This is a genomic window from Affinirhizobium lemnae (assembly GCF_022968395.1).
In the GTDB taxonomy this organism is placed as follows: domain Bacteria; phylum Pseudomonadota; class Alphaproteobacteria; order Rhizobiales; family Rhizobiaceae; genus Neorhizobium; species Neorhizobium lemnae.
In genome coordinates this window covers 140316-155437 of record NZ_JALJQZ010000005.1, presented here as the reverse complement: position 1 = coordinate 155437, position 15122 = coordinate 140316, and the positions used below count along the sequence as shown (strand labels likewise).

Sequence of the window (15122 nt, the reverse complement as noted above, 5' to 3'; positions counted from 1 at the left end):
GGGTTAGCTCGCTTTCCGGGTCGCAGGCCGTGAAGCGCGCTTCGGTGACTTCTTATCGGATACCGCCCTGGACGCTTTGCGCTTCGGCTTCTTCTCGCTCTCCTTCAGGCCGGCGCTCATGCGAAGCGCTTCCATCAGGTTCACGACATTCGTTTCCTTGGGCTTGGGCTTCTTCGGTGGCTTGCGGCCTTCGATCTTCGCTTTCACGAGTTCCTGCAGAGCGTTCTCGTATCGATCCTCGAAGGCTTCCGGCTCGAAGCTCCCGCGCTTGGTGTTGATGATGTGCTGTGCCAGATCCAGCATTTCGCCTTCGATCTTGAACTCCTTGATGTCGGCAAATGCCTCGCTTGCAGACCGGACCTCGTAGTCGTAGTTCAGCGTTGTGGCGATCAGTCCATCGCCGTGTGGTCGAATGAGCAGCGTGCGCAGGCGTCGAAACAGCACCGTGCGTGCGAGCGCTGCCGCACTTTTAGCCTCCAGGCCATGGCGGATAAGGTCAAAAACCTCCGCCGATACCTTGTCCGCCGGAGCGAGGTAGTAGGGCCGATCGAGATAAATGGTGTCGATCTCATTGCAGGGGATGAAGGTTTCAAGGGCAAGCGTCTTGTCGCTCTCGGGCACGGCCTCGGCAATCTCGTCGGGATCAAGCAGAACATAGTCTCCGCTGGACAGTTCGTAGCCCTTCACGATGTCCTCACGCTCAACCGGCTTGCCGTTTTCGGCATCCACCATCTGCCTTTGCACACGGTGTCCGGTGCGGCGGTTAATAATGTGGAAGCTGACCCGGTCGGATGTCGAGGCTGCGGTGTAGAGAGCGACCGCACAGCTCAGATAACCAAGGGTCAGATGGCCTTTCCAGTTCGCGCGGGGTGCCACGGCTTCTTCTCCTTCAGAACGCCAGTTCAACCGCAAAGAGAGGGTTTGGTTCCGCCAGAGCGCGAGCGCTTATCAGGCGCGGGTTTTTGTACGATTTCGGACAACCTGAGATATGCTCATTTTAGCGGAACAAAATACACGGATGCGACTTTTCCCACCGCCACCCCACCAGGCTTTGGAGAGGTTTCAAACGGTGTCCGATAAACAGCTGAGTCGCGATCCTGCTCGCGCAGATATTGTCAGGCTCATTCCAGCGTTGCGCGCCTTTGCACGCACATTCTGCCGCAACCCGACGGATGCGGACGATCTTGTGCAGGAAACGCTGATGAAGGCACTTGCCAATCTGGACAAGTTCGAACGGGGTACCAAGCTGAAGTCCTGGCTTTTCACCATCATGCGAAACACGTTCTACACCCGCTCCAAGGTGCTGGGCCGGGAAGCGCCGGGACTGGAAGAATGTGTTTCCGGCGATAGCCCGATGGAAGCGACCCAGGAAGTGCAAACGCGGGCACGCGAGGTTCAGCGTGCCTTGGCGAAGCTTCCTCCGCATTACCGCGAAGTGCTGACGCTCGTCGCGATCCTGGGGGAAAGCTACGAGTCCGCTGCCGAAATCTGCAATGTCGCCGTGGGAACGGTCAAGAGCAGGCTGAACCGGGCGCGCCACCAGATCCTTCTGGAACTGGGTGAGGACGATTAACGGAGAATCTCCCTTATCCGCAGTCATCTTTGAAAAATTGGGGAACCTTTTGGCGCTACCCAAGGTTCACCGGGCGCGGGAGGTCGTTCGGCCTCATTATCTCTGCACCTTTTTTCAAGGATTTCGTTATGCCTGTTACGATCACAGCGGTCCTGTTCACATTGATCGGGATCGCGCTGGCGGCTGGCGGCGCGCAACTGCTGATGCTGGGAGGGAGTGCCTACTACCTCATCACCGGTATCGCCTTCATTGCTACCGCCATCCTGCTTTTTCTTCGCCGCGCAGAAGCCCTTTGGCTCTACGCCCTCATCATTCTCGGTTCTCTGGGCTGGGCCATTCTCGAAGTTGGCCTAGACTGGTGGCAGCTTGGTCCGCGCGGCGGCGTCATCATCGTGGCTGGCATATGGCTTCTCACGCCATGGATCCGCAGGCCGCTGGGCTTTGTGAGCCCGAACACCGGTCACCGCTATAGTGCGGGTGCCGCACCGCTTGCCGCATCGGTCGGCCTTGCGGTTCTCATTGCCGTCATTTCCATGTTTGTGAACAGCCATGACCTTTCCGGCAACTTGCCGACAGACAAGATCGCGGCTGCTCCGGCGCTGGGTGGCAATGTGCCTCCGGGCGAATGGCACCAGTATGGGCGGACGCCCTATGGGCAGCGGTACTCTCCTCTGGACCAGATAAACGTTCAAAATGTTTCCGATCTTCAGGAGGTCTGGCGCTACCAGACGGGTGACGTAAAGCTGCCTGAGGATGTGGGAGAGACGACCTATCAGGTAACCCCGCTCAAGATTGGCAATTCGCTTTATCTCTGCACGCCACACAACTGGGCGATCGCTCTTGATGCGACGACCGGCAAGCAGAAATGGAAGTATGACCCCAATGTCGGGTTGAATCCCGACCGCCAGCATCAGACCTGCCGCGGTGTGACCTATTACAAGGACCCGCAGATTGCAGCCGGTCAACCTTGTGCCGAACGCGTTTATCTGCCGACATCGGATGCGCGGCTGATTGCACTGGACGCGGCGAACGGTCAGGTCTGCCCTTCCTTTGCGGAGAACGGCGTCCTGCATCTGGAACAAAAGATGCCGCACAATCCGGCAGGCTACTACTATTCCACATCGCCTCCGGTCATCGCCGCGGGCAAGATCATCATCGGCGGTGCCGTCAACGACAACTATTCGACGGAAGAACAGTCCGGCGTCATCCGCGCTTTCGATGTCAACAGCGGCGCTCTGGTCTGGAACTGGGATTCCGGCAATCCGACGCAGACCCAGCCTTTGCCGGATGGGCAGAAATACACCACCAACTCGCCCAATAGCTGGTCGGTGTTCAGCGTGGATGAGGAACTGGGACTCGTCTACATTCCTCTTGGCAACCAGGTTCCCGACCAGCTTGGCATGAACCGTTCCGAACACGTCGAGAAATACTCGGCGGGCATTGTCGCGCTTGATATCAACACTGGCGCCGACCGCTGGATGCGGCAGTTCGTTCATCACGATCTCTGGGACATGGACGTGCCAGCCCAGCCGGTTCTGATGAACCTCAGCAAGCCGGATGGCGCCATGGTGCCAGCACTGGTCGGACCAACCAAGCAGGGCGATATCTACGTTCTCGATCGCCGCAATGGTGAGCCGATCCTGCCGGTCACGGAGCAGCCAGCACCGGGCGGTGCCATTCCGGAAGATCGCACGGCGCCGACGCAGCCGATTTCCGCGCTCAATTTCCGCCCGCCAACGCTGCAGGGCAAGGATATGTGGGGCGTCACCATGTTCGACCAGATGGTGTGCCGCATCCGGTTGAAGCAGTTGAAGTATGACGGCCAGTATACGCCGCCTTCCTTGCAGGGAACGCTGGTCTATCCCGGCAATTTCGGAACTTTTAATTGGGGTTCCGTCGCGGTCGATCCGGAACGCATGGTGATGTTCGGCATGCCGACCTACCTTGCTTTCACCTCGCAGCTGGTTCCACGGTCAGAGGTTCCACCGAAGGGTCAGGACGAGAAGGGTTCCGAGCAAGGATTGAACCGCAATGATGGCGCTCCTTATGCCGTGCGCATGGGGCCATTCCTCGGTCCGCTTGGCATTCCCTGCCAAGCTCCGCCATGGGGTTATGTCGCAGGCGCCGATCTGCGCACCGGAAAAACCGCTTACAAGCACAAGAACGGCACCGTCTACGACATGACGCCGCTTCCGTTGCCCTTCAAGGTCGGTGTTCCGGGTATTGGCGGACCGATGATCACCAAGGGCGGTATCGCCTTCCTCGGTGCCGCGGTTGATAACTACCTGCGCGCCTACAATCTCACGACGGGTGAACAGCTGTGGGAAGCGCGTCTGCCTGCAGGCGGTCAAGCAACACCCATGACCTATTCGGTTGATGACGGCCGCCAGTTCGTCGTCATGGTTGCCGGTGGCCACGGTTCGATCGGCACCAAGCCGGGCGATTACGTCATCGCCTACAGCATGCCGCGTCGCTGACACCCACGCACAAAAACAAAGCCCGCGACGATTGATTTCGTCGCGGGCTTTATCAATTGGTCGCTTCTGTAGTCAGTGTGTCTGTTCAGATACGAGTTTGTTGACGACGTCGGTGACGTTCGGGACGGAGCGAGCCACCTCTTCGGCGCGCTCGATCTGACTGTCGAGGAGCACGCGTCCAATCAAGGTTACGGTTCCGGCTTTGGTTGTGACGGAGATGTCTGCCGCATCCAGTCCGCCTGCTTCCGCAAGCGCCGCTGCCACTTGCGCCTCAAGCGCTGCTTCCGTTGGGAATTCGGTTACGACCGTTGGTGCCTTCTCGTGAAATGTCTGGGGTTTGAACACCATATTTCTGCTCCGTTGTTCGAGTTTCAAAACTCAAACGCGCAAGAGGGCTCAAGGTTCAGGACCGCGAGAAGACGCCTGCGATGGCCGTTTGCAGCTCATGCTGTGTGAAAGGCTTGTTGAGATGGGGCCGCGCCGAAAATTGTCCCGTCGGCAGTTCAGAATAGCCTGTTGCCAGAATAACGGGAATGCTCGGGTGGGCTTCCTGTACCCGATCCGCCAGCTCCACGCCGGTCATCATCGGCATGGACTGGTCGGTTATGACCATATCAATATCCTGCCGCGACTGAAGGACCTTCAGCGCTTCAGGGCCGTTGAAGGCCTCGATAACAGTGTGGCCCAGATCTTCCAGCATCATGGAGGTGTTCATCAAGACAAGTGAATCGTCATCAACGGCGAGCACGGTCAGTTTCTTGTCGAAAGGGGCAGACATACAGTTCAGGGGCTCCTCGGACTTCACAGAAACAGCAGTGGAAACAGCGACCGGAAGAATGATGTCCGCGCGGGTTCCAAAGCCGGGTTCACTGTGGAGACGCAGGAAGCCGCCCGATTGTTCCGTAAGCGCCTGAACCATGGCCAGTCCCAGGCCCGTTCCCTTGCCGATCCCTTTTGTCGTGAAGAAGGGGGTCGTTGCCTTTTGCAGTGTCTCGGCATCCATGCCTTCGCCTTCATCAATGACCGCAACGGAGACGAATTGCTGATCGCCCGTATCGTCTCGTTCCTGCCCGTCGATCTGCGCCTGTATGCGGATGATGCCACCTTGCGGCATCGCATCGCGCGCATTCACGATCAGATTGAGAAGGGCCATTTCCAGCTGGGCGGGATCAGTCCGTACTGGCGGAAGTGCTGCTTCAAGCTGCGTTTCGATACGGGTATCGGGATCGATCGACCGGCTGGCCAGATCGATCAGGCCTTCGACCAGCGGAGCAATTTCGACTTCGCGCACATGCAATTCCTGGCGTCGCGAAAAGGCCAGAAGCCGTTTGGTCAATGATGCGCCGCGTTCTGCCCCGCGCAGGGCGCTCTCCAGAAGCTGCGCAAGTTCCGGATCGTCTGGCAGGCGCTTCTTCAAAAGGTGCAGGGAGCCGAGAATAGCCGTCAGGACGTTGTTGAAATCATGGGCTATTCCTCCGGTCATCTGACCGATAGCCTCCAGTTTCTGCGCCTGAAACAGGTCCTCGCGTGCCTGAGCCAATGCAAGCTGGGCCTGATGTTTCTCACTGATGTCGCGGGTTACCTTGGCAAAGCCGATGAGATTGCCTTCATCGTCCCTGATCGCATCGATAACAATGCTGGCCCAGAAACGGCTTCCGTCCTTTCGGACCCGCCAACCCTCGTTTTCGAAACGACCCTCGCGTCTTGCTATTTCAAGACCACGCCCCGGTTCCCCGGCATCGCGATCTTCCGGCGTGTAGAAGCTGGAGAAATGACGGCCCAGGATATCGTCGGGTTCGTATCCCTTGAGGCGGCGCGCACCAGGGTTCCAGCTGGCGACGTGGCCGTCTTCATCAAGCATGTAGATTGCGTAATCGACAATGGATTCGATCAGCAGCCGATAACGATCCTGCACGTGACGGCGCGCAGTGCGGCCTTCGGCCATGTTCCATTCTCCACGATTCGCAGCCCCGACGAACTGATAGTCTGTCATAAAGTTCCGGAAGTCATTCATTCTGTCCGCCAGTTGACCAAACACCAGTAGATATTGTATGTCTGACGAAATTCAAAATTCGTCAGACATCAAACGGAAGTCATGAACGATTATTCTACAACCGCGAGCGAGATATCCCGTCAGGAGAATATCGAGCGGATTCTCGATTGCGCGGAACGGGTGTTCAAGCACTACGGCTATTCCAAAACGAATGTCGCCGACATCGCTAAGGAACTGTCGATGTCGCCGGCCAACATCTATCGGTTCTTTGCGTCGAAAGCCGATATTCACCAGGCTCTCGCTCGCCGCATGCTGGCCGCTCAGTACGATGCCTTGGCCGAGAGTGCAGGACGTGAGGCCTCTGCCGCAGACCGCTTGCGTGCGCATACGCTTCTTCAGCACCGTCTGGTGATGGAAACGATGCTTGATGAGCAGAAGGTCCATGAGATGGTGCTTGTTGCAATGGACCAACAATGGCCTGTGATCGAGGAACACCTCGCACGTGTTCGCGGCATCATCGAGGACATTATCAAGGACGGTATCGAAGCCGGCGAATTCCGCCAGCAGGACGCTCGGCTTGCGGCCGAGTGCTACATGCATGCTGGGGTCTGTCTGTGTCACCCGCAACTGGTGGCAAAGACAGCGGCACCCGATGACGTCATCACAGCTGAAGCTCTGATCGAGTTTGCGATCCAGGCGCTGCGTTAAAATCTGCTCTGAGTGAGCGTGGAGAAGGAACCGCACGATGTCGGTTGTAGAATTGGGGAAACTGGGTGTGGCGATCGTGGCTGTTGCAGCCATTCTGTCCGGCTGCACGGAAGAGAAGAAGGCTGCCGGGCAGGTCATCCGTCCGGTGAAGGTCGTTGAGGTGAAGGCCCGGCAGGCAGGGCCTTTGCTACAATATTCGGGCTCCATTCGTGCCCGCACCGAAGTGCCACTGGGCTTTAGGGTCGATGGCAAGATCAGCGAGCGTCTCGTCGATGTCGGCCAAAGGGTCAAGGCAGGACAGCCGGTCGCCCGCATCGATGTGACAGACTATGAGCTTTCGGTACGTCAGGCCGAGGCTGAACTCGCATCCGCCGAAAAGCAGGTGGAAATCTCGAAGCTAGCCCTCAAGCGTGCAGAGACCTTGCAGAGCCAGAACATTACGCCCCAATCCTCGCTGGAGCAGGCCCAGCTTGCGTCTCGTCAGGCGATTGCGCAGCGCGATGCAGCTCAATCGTCCCTCACGCAGGCGAAAAATCGCGTTGGCTACGGTGTGCTCTCGTCCGATGTCGACGGTATCGTCACGGCTGTCAATGCCGAGGCGGGTCAGGTTGTGGCGGCCGGTACGCCGGTCATCCGAGTCGCGCAGGATGGTGCCAAGGAGATCGAGGTAGCCGTGCCGGAAGCAGAAATTCGGCAGTTCTCGCCAGGCAAGTCCGTCAAGACCTCGTTTTGGGCCGATGGCAATCTGGCTCTGGAAGGCAAGGTGCGGGAAGTGGCAGGCAGTGCAGACCAGCAGTCGCGCACATTCACCGTTCGCGTCAGCCTGCCGGATGACCCGGCGCTGCGGCTGGGCATGACGGCCACTATTTCTACCGAGTTTACCGGCAGTGCCCCCGGTTTCGTGCTCCCGCTCGCGGCACTGGCGAAGAAGGACGGAAAATCGATCGTCTGGCTCGTCGATCCTGCATCCTCCAAGGTCCATCCGCACCCGGTACAGGTTGACGGATTTGCCGAAGACGGCGTGCGCATCGCCGATGGCTTGAAGGCTGGCGATCTGGTTGTCGCTGCCGGAACGCAGTTCATGCAGCCTGATCTGCAGGTCAAAATCTACGAAGGCGAAGGTCAGACAGCAGGTGGTGCATCTACCGCAGTCGCCCCTTCAAAGTCCTGATCGATCCGGGTACAGGGGATTAAGTGATGAAGGCGTTTCGCACACCCGGCTCGCCCAGGCAGCCGTTCAACCTCTCGCGCTGGGCAATCTCTCATCCCAGCATCGGTCGTTTCCTGTTCGGGATCATCATCCTGATCGGCGGCCTCGGCATCATGAACATGGGCCAGAAGGAAGACCCGGACTTCACCTTCCGTGTCATGGTCGTGCAGGCGGTCTGGCCGGGCGCTTCCATCGAGGAAATGCAGGATCAGGTCGTCAACAAGATCGAGCGCAAACTGCAGGAAACGCCGCATCTCGATTGGGTGAAATCCTACACCCGCGCCGGTTTCTCGATCACCACGCTGCAGATCAAGGGTAACACCAATTCTCAACAGGTGGCAGACGCCTTCTATCAGGTCCGCAAGAAGATTGGCGACATCGAGCAGGATCTGCCGAGCGGCGTTCTCGGGCCCTATTTCAATGATGAGTTCGGAGATACCTATGTGACCCTCCACGCCCTGACGGGCGACGGATTCAGCTATCCTGAGCTCAAGGACTTCGCGACCAAGGCCCGCGACATGCTGCTGGCGACCAAGGGCGTGGAAAAGGTTTCCATTCTTGGCGACCAGGCGGAGCGCATCTACATCGACGTATCCTCCAAGGCGCTTGCGGAGCGCAAGCTGACGCTCAACGATGTGAAAAACGCGCTGGCCGGCCAAAACAATGTCGATCCCGCAGGCAATGTACAGACGGCGACCCGTTCCGTGCGCATCACCGTGGAAGGGGGCATGCGGACGCCGGAGGATATTCGCGAACTGCGCATTCGCAGCGGTAGCCAAGTGTTTCGGTTGGGCGATATCGCCACCGTCAGCAAGGGCCTGATCTCACCCTACGACCGCAAGTTCCGTTTCAATGGCAAGGATTCGGTCCAGATCGGTGTGGTCATGCAGAATGGCTACAAGGTTACAGACGTCGGCACATGGATCGAAGAAACCTATCGCAACTTCGAAAATGCGCTTCCCTATGGCGTTGAGGTTTCGCAGGTCGCCAACCAGCCGGAGGTCGTGCATGAGGCGATCGGCGAATTCACGCAGGCGCTTCTGGAAGCGCTGGTCATTGTTCTGGTCGTCTCGCTTTTGTCCATCGGCTGGCGTTCGGGCATCGTGATTGCCATCTCCATTCCGCTGGTGCTGGCGGCGACACTCGCCATCATGTACGAGCTCGGCATCGAGCTGCAGCGTATCTCGCTCGGCGCTCTCATCATCGCGCTTGGTCTTCTCGTCGACGATGCTATGATCGTGGTCGAAATGATGGAGCGGAAGCTGGAGGAAGGGCTGGAAAAGCTCAACGCCGCCACCTTCGCCTATTCCTCCACCGCCTTTCCCATGTTGACGGGTACGCTGATCACGACCGCGGGCTTCATTCCGGTCGGCTTTGCGGATTCGACTGCGGGTGAATATGTCCGGTCTCTCTTCTACGTGGTCGGCATCGCACTCGTGACATCCTGGTTCGTTGCTGTCTATTTCACGCCCTGGCTCGGATACATGATCCTGAAGCAGCGCGCGCATGCGGGAACGCATCACGATGTCTACGACACGCGGTTTTACCGCGGGCTTCGCGCCACGGTTTCCTGGAGCGTGCGGCACCGGCTGATCGTGCTGGTGGCAACGCTTGGCGTCTTCGGCACCAGCCTCTGGTCCTTCCAGTTCATTCCGCAGAGCTTCTTCCCGCAATCCTCGCGTCCTGAAATTCTCGTCGATATGTGGCTGCCGGAAGGCACCGCCATCGAAGAGGTGGAGCGTCAGGCGAAGGCGCTGGAAGCTAAGATCATGGACGATCCTGACAAGAAATTCGTCGCGACCTTCATCGGCGAAGGGGCTCCGCGCTTCTTCTTGCCGCTGGACCAGCAGCTTCGCAACCCCAACTATGCCCAGCTTCTGGTGATGTCGAACGGTCTGGAAGAGCGTGAGCGGATGATCATCAAGCTGCGCAAGATCCTTGCGGAAGACTTCCCGTCCGTCCGCGGCAAGGTGGATCGTCTTTTCCTCGGGCCGCCGGTCGGCTGGGCCGTACAGATGCGCGTCGTCGGTCCCGACCGTGAAGAGGTGCGCAAGATTGCCGATCAGGTGAAGCAGCGCTTCCATCAGAACCCGCAACTGGGCACGATCCATGACGACTGGCTGGAGCCGGTGACGACCATGAAGCTCGTCATCGACCAGGATCGGGCGAGGGCGCTTGGCGTGACATCGCAGCGCGTCCGACAGATGCTCTATGCATCGATGTCGGGTGTGACGCTCGACCAGTTCCGTGATGGCGAAGAGACTGTCTCCATCGTCGCTCGCGAACCGGATGCCACGCGGGACCTTCTGACGGCTGTCAACTCCGTCTATATCCCCACGGACAGCGGCGCCTTCGTGCCAGTCAGCCAGATCGCCCGCATCGAGCCGGTTCAGGAAAACGGGATCGAATGGCGACGCGACCGTCTGCCGACCATCACGATCAAGGCAACGGTTCCGGACGGTGTCGAACCGAACGATCTGGCTGCGAAGATGTACAGCGGGATGGCAGATCTGCGTAAAAACCTGCCTGCCGGCTACAAGGTCGAAATCCAGGGCGGCGCAGAGGATGCAGCGGAAAGCCAGATGTCGATTGCTGCCAAGGCGCCCGTCATGCTCTTCGTGATCGTTACGCTGCTGATGATCCAGTTGCAGCATTTCGGCAAGGCCATGCTGGTGCTGGCGACCGGTCCTCTCGGAATCATCGGTGCCGCAGCGGCACTTTTGATCACCGGCGCTCCCTTCGGCTTCGTGGCGATCCTCGGTGTCATCGCACTGCTCGGCATCATCATCCGTAACTCGATCATTCTGGTGGACCAGATTGACCAGGATATTGCGTCGGGAATGGAGCGCAGTGAAGCTATCATCGGCTCGGCGGTTCGTCGCTTCCGTCCGATCATGCTGACGGCACTGGTGGCCGTGCTTGCGTTGATACCGATCTCGCGTGGGCTTTTCTGGGGACCGCTCGCCTATGCCATGATGGGCGGCATCATGGTTGCCACCGTCCTGACCATCCTCGTTCTGCCTGCTGCCTACGCCCTGTTCTTCGGACGGGACAAGGCATCCAAATCCGGCGCTGGTGATAATGACGACCAGCGCAAGGACCAGTTGTCGCTCAACCTTTCCACCGCCGCGGAGTGAGCGACTTGCGGGAAGCGGCGCACCCCTGCCGCTTCCCGCCCCCTGCCTTCGAACGGAGGCATCGCCCAAGGGCGGAATAAAGCACGCAGGGTGCCTTGAATCTGGCCAAAATTTGTCAATCGCAAAGGCGTTGAGGGTTTACCGTTCCTCGCAGGTTGCGAGGTGCATCGATAGGTTAGTGGTAACAATCGATCGCATCGGAGACTTTGATGAAACGCCTTCTCATTCTCGGCACAGCCTTGGCCGCTCTTGTCGCTGGTCCAGTCTTTGCCCAGCAGCCGACCAAGTTGTTGAACGCTTCCTACGACGTGGCGCGTGAGTTGTTCGCAGCCGAGAACGAAGCCTTCATCAAGCAGAACCCGGGCGTCAACATCGATCAGTCCCATGCGGGCACCTCCAAGCAGGCGCGCGCCATCGTGGAAGGTCTGGAAGCTGACGTCGTCACCTTCAACCAGGTGACCGACATCGACTTTCTCGTGAAGCAGGGCTTCGTTTCAAAGGACTGGCAGAAGGCGTTTCCGAACAGTGCCTCGCCGTTCTATTCCTTCCCTTCCTTCCTCGTGCGTGCCGGGAACCCCAAGAACATCAAGGATTGGAACGATCTCGCACGCGATGACGTGAAGGTGGTCTTCCCGAACCCCAAGACCTCCGGCAATGCGCGCTATACCTATCTTGCAGCCGTTGCCTATGCACGTGAAGTGTTCAAGGGTGACGAGGAAAAGGTCGAGGCTTTCGTCAAAAAGATCTTCGACAATGTTCCTGTCTTCGATACCGGAGGCCGTGCAGCCACCACCACCTTCGTCGAGCGTGAAACCGGCGATGTGCTGATCACCTTCGAGGCGGAAACGCGCGGCATTGCCAAGCAGTATGGCAAGGACAAGGTGGAGAGCGTCATTCCGTCGGTTTCGCTCCTGGCGGAATTCCCGGTCGCCGTCGTGGACAAGGTTGCCAAGAAGCGTGGCTCGGAAGAGCTGTCGAAGAAGTATCTGGACTTTCTCTACAGCGAACAGGGCCAGCGGATCGCCGCTGAGTTTGGCCACCGCGTGCTGAATGAAAAGGTTGCCGCCGAGTTCAAGAACGAGTTTCCGCAGATCCGTTTGGTGAAGGTCGACGATGTGTTTGGCGGCTGGGACAAGATCCAGAAGGAACACTTCGCTTCCGGTGCAACGCTGGACAAGCTATACCGCAGTCGCTGAATTCTCCTCCCAAGGAAGGATAGGCCCGGTGGTTGTTTAACTGCCGGGTTTGTCCGTTTATTACGGGATCTATCTTGTGAAACGCAATGTCCTGCCCGGCCTGCATCTGTCCCTGGGCATAACCCTCTTTTATGTCGGCCTGATCGTGGTCCTGCCGCTTTCGGCGCTGGTGTTCAAGGCTGCAAGCCTTGGACCAGCCGAGTACTGGTCCATTGTCTCGTCACCGCGCGCAGTGGCGAGCTACCGCGTGACTGCATTCTCTGCGCTGATTGCGACGCTGTTCAACCTCGTTTTCGGACTGGCACTTGCCTGGGTTCTGACCCGCTACCGGTTTCCCGGTCGGCGCATCATCGATGCCATGGTGGATCTGCCATTCGCCCTGCCCACGGCAGTTGCGGGCATTTCGCTGACGGCGCTTTTCTCCAGCAATGGCTGGTTCGGTTCCGTCTTGTCCGAAGCGGGGATCAAGGTGGCTTATACGCCCATCGGCATCATGATCGCCATGTGTTTTACCAGCCTGCCGTTCATCGTACGAACGGTTCAGCCGGTGCTGGAAGATCTTGATCCGGCGCTGGAAGAGGCAGCCCAATCTCTCGGCGGCTCGGACTGGACGATTTTCCGCAAGGTCATTCTGCCGCTCCTGACACCGGCGCTGCTGGCGGGGCTTTCGCTTTCCTTTGCCCGCTCGCTGGGAGAGTTCGGCGCCATCATCTTCATTGCCGGAAATCAGCCGATGTCGACGGAGATCACCGCGCTGCTGATCTTCATCCGGCTGGAAGAATATGATTATCAAGCGGCTGCGGCCATTGCGTCGGTCCTGCTCCTGACAGCTTTCGCCATGCTGGCGGTGACAAACTGGCTCCAGTCACGCGCCCTGCGCTACACGGTGAAGGGATAGAGATGAACGCTGTTGCTTCTCACAAGAAACCGCCACGCGTTGGAGATGGACCGGTTTTTCGCCGCGTGCTGATTGGTATCGTCCTTATCCTTGGGGCGCTGCTCATTCTGGCGCCTTTGCTCGTCATCGGCCATGAGGCTTTCAAACAGGGCTTCAAGGTCTATACAGCAACGCTGAGCCATCCGGATACTCGCCATGCCATCATGATGACGGTGGTGACCGCCCTCATCGCGGTGCCGATCAACACTGCCTTCGGCGTGGCAGCGGCCTGGGCCATCACCAAATTCGATTTTCGCGGCAAGCGGCTGCTGCTCGTCGTGATCGAAATTCCGTTCTCTGTTTCGCCCATCGTTGCCGGTGTCGCCTATCTCTTCGTCTATGGTCTGCAGGGTCTTTTTGGTCCCTGGCTCGATGCGCATGACATCAAGATCCTGTTCGCGCTTCCCGGCATCGTGCTGGCGTCGATGTTCGTGACGGCTCCCTTCGTTGCCCGCGAACTGATCCCGCTCATGCAGGCGCAGGGGCGTGATCTGGAAGAGGCCGCGACATCGCTCGGCGCTTCGGGCTGGCGGACATTCTTCTCGGTCACGCTTCCCAACGTCAAATGGGCGCTGCTTTATGGCGTGGTTCTCTGCAATGCGCGCGTGATGGGCGAGTTCGGCGCGGTTTCCATCGTGTCCGGAAACATTCGCGGCCAGACCAATACGCTACCGCTGCATATCGAATTGCTCTACCACGATTATCAGGCGGCGGGTGCCTTTGCCTCGGCCTCCATTCTGGCGCTTCTCGCCGTCTTCACCATCATTGCCAAGGTCGCGCTGGAGCGTCGCGGTGCCGGACGCCGCAAGACCCAAGCTACCGATGCCGCTTCGACAGGACATTGATTGCCATGGAAATTCGTCTCGATAACGTCGTCAAGACCTTCGACACCTTCCGCGCCGTGCATGGCGTGTCGCTGACAGTGCAGAGCGGCGAATTGATCGCTTTGCTCGGTCCATCCGGTTCTGGCAAGACGACGATCCTGCGCATGGTGGCGGGGCTGGAATATGCCGATGGCGGGCACATTTACTTCGGCGATCAGGATGCTACCGACATTCCGGTGCGCGATCGCGGCGTCGGTTTCGTCTTCCAGCATTACGCGCTCTTTCCGCATATGACGGTGGGGGAAAATATCGGCTTCGGCATGAGCGTTTCCAAGGTGAAGCGCAGCAAGGCGGAAATCGTAGCGCGCGTGAACCAGCTTCTGAAGCTGGTTCGCCTTGAAGGCCTCGGAGATCGCTTTCCGGCGCAGATTTCTGGCGGTCAGCGACAGCGCGTGGCACTCGCACGTGCCCTGTCCGTCGATCCCAAGGTCCTGCTGCTGGATGAGCCCTTCGGTGCGCTGGATGCCAATGTGCGCCATGACCTTCGCCGCTGGCTGCGGGAGATCCATGATGAACTGGGCATCACCACGATCTTCGTGACGCACGACCAGGAAGAGGCGCTGGATCTTGCCGATCGCGTCGTCATTCTGAAGGACGGCAAGATCGTTCAGCAAGGCACGCCGCAGGAGGTGTGCCGTGATCCTAAGAATGCCTTCGTGCTGAAATTCCTAGGGGATGCCAACCGGCTGACTGGCGAGGTGCGTGACAGGCAAGCACATGTTGCTGGCGTTGCCGTGGCTGCTGCCGAGGGCGTGGCGGATGGCCCGGCGGAAATCTATGCACGTCCCCGCGATCTCGATTGGTCTGCTGCGGGGCCGGGTGTGCCTGCAAGCGTTGCCCGGGTGCTGGACCGTCCCGGCGAGCGCCGTGTGATTGCGACAGCATCGACGGGGGAACCGCTTGAGTTCGACGTGGACGCGGAGCGGGACATTTTCGCAGGCGAGCAGGGTTTCGTGACGTTGCGGCGTGCCAAGGTATTCGCACTGGGGTAAGGAGGGCTTTTCTCG

The 15122-nt window shown here is 58.9% G+C and carries 12 protein-coding genes; 9 read left to right on the top strand and 3 right to left on the bottom strand.

What is annotated here, in order from left to right; all coding sequences use genetic code 11:
- Window positions 1–3 precede the first annotated feature (3 nt).
- On the bottom strand, window positions 4–876 hold the full coding sequence (gene ku / locus MUU53_RS05185) for a non-homologous end joining protein Ku (protein ID WP_247259932.1): 873 nt from the start codon (window positions 874–876) through the stop codon (window positions 4–6).
- A gap of 193 nt (window positions 877–1069) precedes the next feature.
- Here ku and MUU53_RS05180 point away from each other — a divergent pair, with 193 nt between their 5' ends.
- Both MUU53_RS05180 and MUU53_RS05175 read left to right on the top strand, forming a co-directional pair.
- The gene (locus MUU53_RS05180) at window positions 1070–1573 is read left to right on the top strand and encodes a sigma-70 family RNA polymerase sigma factor (protein ID WP_247259931.1); all 504 of its coding nucleotides are present in this window, start codon (window positions 1070–1072) and stop codon (window positions 1571–1573) included.
- A gap of 128 nt (window positions 1574–1701) precedes the next feature.
- The gene (locus MUU53_RS05175) at window positions 1702–4050 is read left to right on the top strand and encodes a glucose/quinate/shikimate family membrane-bound PQQ-dependent dehydrogenase (RefSeq protein WP_247259930.1); all 2349 of its coding nucleotides are present in this window, start codon (window positions 1702–1704) and stop codon (window positions 4048–4050) included.
- 72 nt (window positions 4051–4122) lie between these two features.
- Here MUU53_RS05175 and MUU53_RS05170 read toward each other — a convergent pair whose 3' ends face one another.
- Window positions 4123–4398: a BON domain-containing protein gene (locus MUU53_RS05170; protein WP_247259929.1), complete on the bottom strand. Its 276-nt coding sequence runs from the start codon at window positions 4396–4398 to the stop codon at window positions 4123–4125.
- A gap of 55 nt (window positions 4399–4453) precedes the next feature.
- Window positions 4454–5995, bottom strand: a complete 1542-nt coding sequence (locus MUU53_RS05165; RefSeq protein WP_247259928.1) for a PAS domain-containing sensor histidine kinase — start codon at window positions 5993–5995, stop codon at window positions 4454–4456.
- A 150-nt stretch (window positions 5996–6145) separates the two neighbouring features.
- On the opposite strand from MUU53_RS05165, the gene MUU53_RS05160 reads away from it, so the two are divergent.
- From MUU53_RS05160 to MUU53_RS05130, 7 genes are all read left to right on the top strand, one after another.
- Window positions 6146–6751 (top strand): TetR/AcrR family transcriptional regulator, encoded by a 606-nt coding sequence (locus MUU53_RS05160; RefSeq protein WP_247259927.1) that lies wholly within the window; start codon window positions 6146–6148, stop codon window positions 6749–6751.
- Between the two features lie 37 nt (window positions 6752–6788).
- The gene (locus MUU53_RS05155) at window positions 6789–7922 is read left to right on the top strand and encodes an efflux RND transporter periplasmic adaptor subunit (RefSeq protein ID WP_247259926.1); all 1134 of its coding nucleotides are present in this window, start codon (window positions 6789–6791) and stop codon (window positions 7920–7922) included.
- Between the two features lie 26 nt (window positions 7923–7948).
- On the top strand, window positions 7949–11098 hold the full coding sequence (locus MUU53_RS05150) for an efflux RND transporter permease subunit (RefSeq protein WP_165134536.1): 3150 nt from the start codon (window positions 7949–7951) through the stop codon (window positions 11096–11098).
- Between the two features lie 209 nt (window positions 11099–11307).
- Window positions 11308–12294 carry a thiosulfate ABC transporter substrate-binding protein CysP gene (cysP, locus tag MUU53_RS05145; protein ID WP_247259925.1) on the top strand — a complete coding sequence of 329 codons (987 nt, stop codon included), beginning with the start codon at window positions 11308–11310 and terminating at the stop codon, window positions 12292–12294.
- A gap of 76 nt (window positions 12295–12370) precedes the next feature.
- The gene (gene cysT / locus MUU53_RS05140) at window positions 12371–13192 is read left to right on the top strand and encodes a sulfate ABC transporter permease subunit CysT (protein ID WP_062555980.1); all 822 of its coding nucleotides are present in this window, start codon (window positions 12371–12373) and stop codon (window positions 13190–13192) included.
- Window positions 13193–13194: 2 nt separating this feature from the next.
- Window positions 13195–14076 carry a sulfate ABC transporter permease subunit CysW gene (cysW, locus tag MUU53_RS05135; protein WP_247259924.1) on the top strand — a complete coding sequence of 294 codons (882 nt, stop codon included), beginning with the start codon at window positions 13195–13197 and terminating at the stop codon, window positions 14074–14076.
- A gap of 5 nt (window positions 14077–14081) precedes the next feature.
- Window positions 14082–15107, top strand: a complete 1026-nt coding sequence (locus MUU53_RS05130) for a sulfate/molybdate ABC transporter ATP-binding protein (RefSeq protein ID WP_247259923.1) — start codon at window positions 14082–14084, stop codon at window positions 15105–15107.
- Window positions 15108–15122: the final 15 nt, after the last annotated feature.